Source organism: Pseudoalteromonas sp. 3D05 (genome assembly GCF_002723455.1).
GTDB lineage: Bacteria > Pseudomonadota > Gammaproteobacteria > Enterobacterales > Alteromonadaceae > Pseudoalteromonas.
Genome location: NZ_PDUS01000025.1, coordinates 46,631 through 47,000, shown reverse-complemented (window position 1 = coordinate 47,000; position 370 = coordinate 46,631). Strand labels below are relative to the sequence as shown.

General features: G+C 36.8%; 1 pseudogene. It reads right to left on the bottom strand.

From position 1 onward, the window contains the following. Positions 1-253: pseudogene (locus CSC79_RS18520) on the bottom strand (helix-turn-helix domain-containing protein); the annotation flags it as partial. Positions 254-370: the final 117 nt, after the last annotated feature.

The window sequence follows — 370 nt, the reverse complement described above, 5'->3', positions numbered from 1 at the left end:
AACGTTTAATTTTTTGTGCTGGGGTTTCTTTTGATTTAGGCATATCGGTCATATAAGTTGGTGTAGACCAATCTAATTTACCATGTTTTCTTAGCCATACAAGAACGGTGCTGCGACCTTGAATACCATAGTGTTTTTGAGCTTGTTTATACGTAAAGTCGCCTTTTTCTACCAGCTCAACAATGGATAGTTTAAAGCCCAATGTATAATCTCGTTGAGTACGCTTAGTGCCTTTAGTTTCGGTGGTCTTCATAAATAAGTCCTAAATGTGTAAACTCATTTCAGGACAAGACACGATAAATGTTTAAAAAGCCGACTAAATGTCGGTTTTTTTGTTTTATACCCAAGCGACCTCAAGATGCAGAATTCA